We start from the raw sequence: 7,530 nt of genomic DNA on the forward strand, positions 1-7,530 counted from the left end.
TTCCTGGTGGCTCTTGGTGTTGGTTTCTTGTATGATATGCGCCATCGTCGGTCATTTTTGCGCGGCTGCACGCGCGGGTTGTTCAAGTCGCGAACTGGTTGTTTCGGACAGGTGAGGTAGCCATGGAGTCCAGTGGGAATCCGTCGTCAAACGAGGGAATCGACCCGAGTAGTTTAAGTCTGGCATTTATCGAGAGTATCTACGAGGACTATCTTCGCGACCCGAACTCCGTGTCCGAAGAGTGGCGCGGCTATTTCAGAAGCGGAAATGGCGGTGTGCCAGCCGCATCCACACCCGCTCCGGAGCCCATCGTTTCGGCGTCGTACACCGGCGACAAAAATCCCGTGCTGGACGATGCGCGGAGACGGACGCAGAACTGTAACGTCTGCGGGCGCAACCTCGAAATCACCGCGCTCCAATACCAAGTCGACATGCTGATCCGGAACTACCGGATCATGGGGCACAAAATTGCGCGCATCGACCCCTTGGGGATGCCGCGCCCGCGCCAGCCGGAACTCGACCCCGCGTACCTGGGATTCCGCCCCGAAGACATGGATATCCCGTTCCTGGCCGGACCCCTCTCCACGACGGGCATGTTGCCGTTGCGCCAGATTATCCAGCGCCTGCGCAGCACGTATTGCCGCTCCATCGGCGTGCAGTTCATGCACATCGACGACCTCTCCATCCGGCAATGGCTCTGCGACCGCATGGAAGGTTCGCGAAACCGGATATCGTTGTCGCGCGAACAGCAGATTCGCATTCTCACGCGCCTCACGGACGCGGTCATTTTTGAAGAGTTCATCCAGAAGAAATTCGTCGGCGCGAAGCGCTTCTCTCTCGAAGGCGGAGAGAGTCTTATTCCGCTGCTCGACCTCTCTATCGAAAAGGCCGGTGAATCGGGCCTCACCGAGATCGTCATCGGCATGGCGCACCGCGGTCGGTTGAATGTACTCGCGAACATCATGGGCAAAAGCCCCCGCCAGATTTTCCGCGAATTCGCCGACAAGAGCAGCCCGTTCAACCAGGGCCGAGGCGACGTGAAATACCATCTCGGCCACCACACCGAATGGGTGACGCAGTCCGGCAAGAAGATCCATTTGGCGCTCGCCTTCAACCCGAGCCATCTCGAATTCGTCAATCCCGTCGTGCTGGGCCGCGTGCGCGCGCATCAGGACCGCACGGGCGATCTGGGCCGCTCGAAAAGCATGGCCCTGCTCATTCACGGCGACGCCTCGTTTGCGGGCGAAGGCATCGTGCAGGAGACGCTGAACCTCAGCGAGTTGGAAGGCTACACCACCGGCGGCACTTTGCACGTCATTGTGAATAACCAGATCGGTTTTACCACGAACCCGTCTGAAGGCCGATCGAGCGTCTACGCCACCGACGTGGCAAAGATGCTGCAAAGCCCGATCTTCCACGTCAATGGCGAAGACTCCGAAGCCGTGGCGCAAGTAGTGAACCTCGCCATGGAATTCCGGCACGCCTTCCGTCGCGACGTCGTCATCGACATGTACTGCTACCGCAGGCGCGGTCACAACGAAGGCGATGAACCGTCGTTCACGCAGCCGGTGCTGTATCGCACTATCGAGAGCCGAAAGTCCGTGCGCGAAGGCTATCTCGAACACTTGCTCACGCTCGGCGGCGTTACCCGCGCCGAAGCCGAAGAAATCGCCGTGCGGCGGCGTGAAGTGCTGGAGGCGGAGCTTACGGTTGCGCGCACCGAGGAGGCCCCAAAGCCTCCCGGTCAACTGAAAGGAATCTGGTCCGCCTATAAGGGGGGCCCCGATACAAATGTGCCGGATGTCGACACGGGGGTACCGCGCGAGAAGCTGTGCAGTCTTCTGGAGAAGTTGACACACCTTACCGAAGATATCCACCCGCACCCGAAATTGGAGCGCATCCTTGAATCGCGCCGCGAAATCGCGCGCGACGACAAGCCCGTCGATTGGGCTGCCGCGGAAGCGCTCGCATTTGCATCGCTGGCCACGGAAGGTACGCGAGTGCGTCTGAGCGGACAAGATTCGGGCCGCGGCACGTTCAGCCACCGGCATGCCATCGTCTACGACATCGAAGACGGTCAACCGTACATCTCGTTGCAGCATCTCGATGAAAAGCAAGCCGCAGTCGAGGTATACAACAGCCCGCTCAGCGAAGCCGGCGTGTTGGGTTTCGAATATGGGTACAGCATCGCCTGTCCCGACGGCTTGGTACTGTGGGAAGCGCAATTCGGCGACTTCTTCAATGCGGCTCAAGTCATCATCGATCAATTCATCTCCAGCGCGGAAGACAAATGGGGCAGTCTGTCGGGCCTTGTCATGTTGTTGCCGCACGGGTACGAAGGCATGGGGCCAGAGCATTCCAGCGCCCGCACCGAACGCTTCTTCTCGCTCGCAGCTGAAGACAATATGCAAGTGGTCATTCCTTCGACTCCGGCACAATTCTTCCACCTTCTGCGGCGGCAGATTCACCGGCCGTGGCGCAAGCCTCTGGTCGCTATGACCCCCAAGAGCCTCTTGCGCCATCCGTCCGCTGTGTCGAAGCTCGACGAACTGACACATGGCCGTTTCCAGCGCATCATCCCCGACGGCAAGGGAATCAAGGGCAAAGTCGACCGTGTCCTTATGTGCAGCGGCAAGGTCTATTACGAGTTGGCCGAAGAACGGGAAAAGTCGGGCAGGAACGATGTGGCGATTGTCCGTATCGAACAGTTGTATCCGCTGCAACCCGCTCACCTTCAAGCCGTGCTCGAAGAGTATCCGGAAGGCACGGACGTCGTATGGGTCCAGGAAGAGCCGCGCAACATGGGCGCTTGGCGTCGTATGCAGGGTGAGTTCGGATACCTCCTGCTCGGCAAGTGGCCATTCCATGTGGTCAGCCGGCCGGAATCGGCAAGCCCGGCGACCGGTTCGAGCAATTCCCACAAGGCCGAACAGAAGATGTTGTTGGAGCAGGCGTTCGGACCCAAGTCCGGGTTTATGACGTGAGTTGAGCCGCTTGTCCTGGCCGGTCCACAATGCGGTATAACGCTAACGAAACACGATAGGAAGAAGGTGTAGCATGCCGGTTGAACTTAAGGTTCCCACGGTTGGCGAGTCCATCACCGAGGTGCAACTCGGGGCGTGGCGAAAGGCCCCCGGCGACTTTGTCGAGCGCGATGAAGCCGTCGCGGAAGTGGAATCGGACAAGGCGACGATGGAAGTCCTCGCGCCGGTATCGGGCACCCTCACGCAAATCCTGAAGACCGAAGGTCAGACCGCCAAAGTCGGCGAAGTCGTTGCGCTTATGGAAGAATCGAAAGCGCCTGGCGATAAGCCCGCTTCCTCGAAGGCTGCGGCTTCCAAGAAAGTGGAAGCCGTTGCTCCGGTTGCGGCTGCGGCGAGGGTTATGCCCGCGGCCCAACGCGCGATGGCTACTCACGGTGTCAGCGCCGCGCAAGTTCAAGCCACCGGACCGGGTGGGCGCGTGTTGAAGGAAGACGTCATGCGCGCGGCCGGCGCCTCCCAAGCCAAGGTAGAAGCGCCGAAGCCTGCCCCGCTGGTTCCCGCACCCGCGCCAATCGCTCCCAAACCGGACAAGGCCGCTGCCGCAGCGACCCAGGAAGCTGCTTCCAGCTATGCGCCGAACCGCTCCGAAGAAGCGGTCCCGATGACGCCTATGCGCAAGCGCATCGCCGAGCGGCTCGTCGAAGCGCAGCAGTCCGCAGCCCTGCTCACGACGTTCAATGAGATCGATATGAGCGAGGTGATGGCGCTCCGAGACAAGTTCAAGGATGCGTTTGTTGAGAAGCACGGTGTAAAGCTCGGGTTCATGTCATTCTTCGTGAAAGCGAGCATCGAAGCGCTGAAAGGGTGCCCGCGTATCAATGCGGAGATTCGCCATGGCAACATTGTCTATCACCACTACTACGACATCGGCGTTGCCATCGGCAGCGGCAAAGGATTGGCCGTACCGATCATCCGCAATGCCGAGCGACTTGGGTTCGCCGAAATCGAAAAAGTAATCGCGGACTTCGGAGCGCGCGCAAAAGAAAACAAGCTGCGTCTCGATGAACTCGAAGGCGGCACCTTCACCATCAGCAACGGCGGCGTCTACGGTTCCATGCTTTCCACGCCCATCGTCAATCCGCCACAAAGCGGTATTTTGGGCCTTCACGCTATTCAAGATCGCCCCGTAGCGCGCAACGGCCAAGTGGTGATTCGTCCCATGATGTATGTCGCGCTTACTTACGACCACCGCATCGTCGACGGACGCGAAGCGGTCACCTTCTTGAAACGCATCAAGGAATGCGTCGAGAATCCCGAACGCATGATGTTGGATGTCTAAGGGAAGGATTACGAATGTCAGCCACGGATGCGCGGGAGATCGACGGTACTGAAATGCAGACTACTTCGCGATGGCAACGATGCCTGTTTGTGCTGGTTTTTGCGGGTCTCGGCATTGGACTCGATCAGATCACCAAAAAGATGGCCTTGAAATCCCTCGCGGGCGAGGGGCCAATACGAGTGATTGGCGACTATGCCGTGCTTCAATACGCCGAAAACCGCGGCGGCTTTCTCAGCCTCGGCGCAACGCTTCCCGAAAACGTCCGGTTCTGGCTTCTGACCGTGTTCACCGGCGCCATTCTCGTCGGACTGGCATGGTTGGTCCTCTTCAAATCCAACCTGACTCGCGGCGAACTCGTATCCTTCGCGCTGCTGCTTACAGGCGGCATCGGGAACCTTATCGACCGCATTCGCTTCGACGGCATCGTTGTGGATTTCATGGTGCTCGGCATCGGCAGCCTGCGAACGGGCGTGTTCAACGTGGCCGACGTCGCAATCATGGCCGGTATCTTCCTGCTGTTCGGTTTGCAGTTCTTCCCCCGCCCGAAACCCCAAGGAGTAACGGATGAATCAAGCGCACCATGACCTCGTGGTGATCGGAGCGGGTCCCGGCGGGTACACGGCGGCGATCCGGGCTGCCCAGCTCGGCATGAACGTGGGCTGCATCGAAGGCGAGAAGCTCTTGGGCGGCACCTGCCTGCGGGTCGGCTGCATCCCAAGTAAGGCCATGCTCGAATCCAGCGAGCGATTTTGGGCCGCCAAACAGGAATTCGAAAGCCACGGTATCAAGATCGGTTCGTTGGAGCTGGATCTCGCTACCATGCTTAAGCGAAAGGAAGGTATCGTCCGCACCCTGACCAAGGGTATTGAGGGTCTCTTCAAGAAGCACGGCATCACCCGATACGAGGGCCACGGACGCATCGATGGTCCGGGCAAAGTCGTTGTCGAAGGCGCTGCGCCCGCGACACTGACCGCAAAGAACATCCTCATCGTGACGGGAAGCAAACCGGCCCCGCTGCCCGGCGTGGAACTCGACGGCGACCGCATCGGTACGAGCACTGAAGCCCTGAGTTATCCAAGTGTTCCGGAGCACCTCGTCGTGATCGGCGCCGGCTATATCGGCATCGAATTGGGTTCCGTATGGAAACGGCTCGGCTCGGCAGTGACCGTGCTCGAATACTTCCCGCGAATCCTTCCCGGCATGGATACCGACCTCTCCAACGAGGCGGAGAAGATCTTCAAAAAGCAGGGGATGCAGTTCCGCCTGGGCTGCAAAGTCACCGCGGCGAAAGTCGTGAAGGACCGTTGCATCGTGGAAACCGAGGGCAACGAACCCATTCAATGCGACCGCGTACTGCTCGCCGTCGGCCGCGTGCCCAACACGGACGGCCTTGGCCTCGAATCCGTGGGCATCGCCACCGACAAGCGCGGCGCGATCCCGATCAACGACCACTTCTCCACCGGCGTTCCCGGCATCTATGCCGTAGGCGACGTCGTGCGTGGTCCCATGCTTGCGCACAAGGCCGAGGAAGAAGCGGTCGCGTGTGTTGAATACCTTGCAAGCGGCTATGGGCATGTCGACTACGACACCATCCCCGGCGTGGTATACACGCATCCCGAAATCGCGACCGTCGGCAAGTCCGAGGACCAGCTCAAAGAGCAGGGTGTCGCCTACCGCAAAGGGACGTTCCCCTTTATGGCCAACGCCCGCGCCAAAGCCCTCGGCGATACCAGCGGCTACGTAAAGATGCTCGCCGACGCAGCCACGGACCGTGTACTCGGTGTGCACATTATCGGGCCGCGTGCCGGCGACCTCATCGCCGAAGCCGCCGCAGCAATGGCCTACGGCGCAAGCAGCGAAGACATCGCGCGCACCTGCCACGCCCATCCGACCCTGTCGGAAGTCCTGCGGGAGGCCGCCCTCGCCGTAGACGGCCGCCCGCTAAACATTTAGCCCAAGCTAGAAACCGTCAAACGGCCGGTTGTAACGGCCAAAGATCCGCGCGCTGTCTTCCGTCATCGGGAACTTGTCCGACTGATACCGCAGGAAGTTGACGTGACCGTCCAGGTACAGCACATTCCCCCCGCCGGGCACGTGCGAGAAGTCCGCGACGCTGGTGGTGATGTGGTCCCAACATACCGGCACGGTGCTCGCCGCTTCGCTGCTCGCTGCCGGATTGTTGATGTCGGAAATCAAGAACCGCTCGATTCCCTGGCGTAGACGGTACAGGGTGTCTCCACCCCCTGCCTGGGTGCCGGCAAACGCCGCGGAGACTGTGAAGTCGTCGTCGCTGGCCTCGCCGCCCGTGGCCACGTTTTCCTGAGCCAACTCACCCCAAGGCGTGTTCAGATACTGTGACTCCGCAAAACGGCCGCCGGTATCTGTACCGACTGTCCCGACCAGCGCAGCTCCAAGGATGTTGATGTCGTCCAGGATAAGCCAACCGGTGTAATCGTAAGGTTCTTTGGTCAGCTCACACGGCTCGACAATCCCGTTGTCGTTGCCCTTTTCTCGGTCGAACCGCTCCAAGGGACTCGTCTGCGGCGCCCAAGATGGACACCACACGACATTTACGTCCGTGAGATACTCCGGCATCAAGGCCGGGCCGCTGAAAATCATCTCGGTGCCCAAGGTACCGTTACACTTATAGGTCTGGCGCGGCGGCAGCTTGTCCTTGTTCTCCCCGGCGTACATGAACATGACCAACCCAAGCTGCTTCAGGTTGTTTTGACAGCTCGCCCGGCGGGCCGCTTCTCGTGCGCGGGCCAGTGCGGGCAACAGAATAGCCGCCAGAATCCCAATAATGGCAATAACGACCAGCAATTCGATAAGTGTGAAACCCCTGCGGCTCATGAAACTCAACTCCTGCTCGGTAGAGCGTTGACGGTCTTCATTTGCGGCATTCGTCGCAGTAAGACCCGTAAATAATTTCAAAACAATAACTTACATTGATTCAAAGAGACAGAAATGGCCGAATAACCTACGATTGTTTATTGCACCCACAGATTACTAATCAGTCTACAAGTTCTGTATACAGAACTTTCGATATATTAATCGAGGAAAGGGTGCTTGTCAAGTTGTTTTGGCTTTATTGCCAATCGAAGGATTTGCCTTAGAAGCGAGCCGACGCTGGTGCGCCCCCAACAACGCAGTCGACACATTGAATCTTGACATTAGACAGGATTAACACGATTTACAGGATTGAGA

At 59.2% G+C, this 7,530-nt stretch carries 5 protein-coding genes; 4 read left to right on the forward strand and 1 reads right to left on the reverse strand.

Translation table 11 applies throughout. The features are described from left to right. Positions 1-122 precede the first annotated feature (122 nt). The 4 genes from K1Y02_23730 (at position 123) to lpdA (ending at position 6,276) form a co-directional block, all read left to right on the forward strand. Positions 123-2,984 carry a 2-oxoglutarate dehydrogenase E1 component gene (locus tag K1Y02_23730; GenBank protein MBX7259390.1) on the forward strand — a complete coding sequence of 954 codons (2,862 nt, stop codon included), beginning with the start codon at positions 123-125 and terminating at the stop codon, positions 2,982-2,984. A gap of 73 nt (positions 2,985-3,057) precedes the next feature. Continuing rightward, a complete protein-coding gene (gene odhB, locus K1Y02_23735) occupies positions 3,058-4,323 on the forward strand; it encodes a 2-oxoglutarate dehydrogenase complex dihydrolipoyllysine-residue succinyltransferase (protein ID MBX7259391.1) in 1,266 nt (421 codons plus the stop codon). Between the two features lie 14 nt (positions 4,324-4,337). Next, complete coding sequence (gene lspA, locus K1Y02_23740) at positions 4,338-4,907, forward strand: signal peptidase II (GenBank protein MBX7259392.1); 570 nt, start codon at positions 4,338-4,340, stop codon at positions 4,905-4,907. Next, positions 4,888-6,276, forward strand: a complete 1,389-nt coding sequence (gene lpdA / locus K1Y02_23745) for a dihydrolipoyl dehydrogenase (protein ID MBX7259393.1) — start codon at positions 4,888-4,890, stop codon at positions 6,274-6,276. Before lspA ends, lpdA begins: the two co-directional genes overlap by 20 nt. A gap of 6 nt (positions 6,277-6,282) precedes the next feature. Here lpdA and K1Y02_23750 read toward each other — a convergent pair whose 3' ends face one another. Further along, a complete protein-coding gene (locus K1Y02_23750; protein ID MBX7259394.1) occupies positions 6,283-7,176 on the reverse strand; it encodes a DUF1559 domain-containing protein in 894 nt (297 codons plus the stop codon). Positions 7,177-7,530 lie beyond the last annotated feature (354 nt).

The organism is Candidatus Hydrogenedentota bacterium, from assembly GCA_019695095.1.
Taxonomy (GTDB): domain Bacteria; phylum Hydrogenedentota; class Hydrogenedentia; order Hydrogenedentales; family SLHB01; genus JAIBAQ01.